General features: G+C 64.6%; 1 protein-coding gene. It reads left to right on the plus strand.

Going from position 1 to position 444, the window contains the following annotated elements; translation table 11 throughout:
• Positions 1 to 62: 62 nt before the first annotated feature.
• Entirely contained in the window at positions 63 to 260 is a 198-nt protein-coding gene (locus RNB18_RS52170) for a hypothetical protein (protein WP_311600690.1), read from the plus strand.
• Positions 261 to 444 lie beyond the last annotated feature (184 nt).

Below are 444 nucleotides of genomic sequence, written 5' to 3' on the forward strand. Positions count from 1 at the left end.
CAAGGAGGGATATGGGTACTTCACCAAGAACTTCCGTGAGGAATAGAGAAAGGAAACCCGCCGTGCAGGTGGAGGACAACGGACCCGAGATCAACGTCACCATGTCCCGGGAAGAGTTCTTCCTCGTGGTCTCGCTCATGAGCGAGGCGCTGGAGACCGCCGACGAGGTGGACTTCGAAACGCGCACCGGCGCATCCACGGAGGAGGTCCGGGCCCTGCTCGCCGGCATCCCCGACCTTCCCCTGAACAGCCGCAGCTGAACCCGGCGGAAGCGCTGTTCCCGCCCCGGCTGTCCCACCCCGCAAGCGTTGGGACAGCCGGGTCGGGCCCCTCCCGGGCGGCTTTGCGGTTGACGGCCGCACGGAAGGAGTTGATCTGCGAGGCACTCATGTTCCATGCGGATCGTCTCGATGGGGATGCTGCTTCAATCGTGCGCCTCGGTGT

This window comes from Streptomyces doebereineriae (genome assembly GCF_031845645.1).
Taxonomy (GTDB): Bacteria; Actinomycetota; Actinomycetes; order Streptomycetales; family Streptomycetaceae; genus Streptomyces; species Streptomyces canus.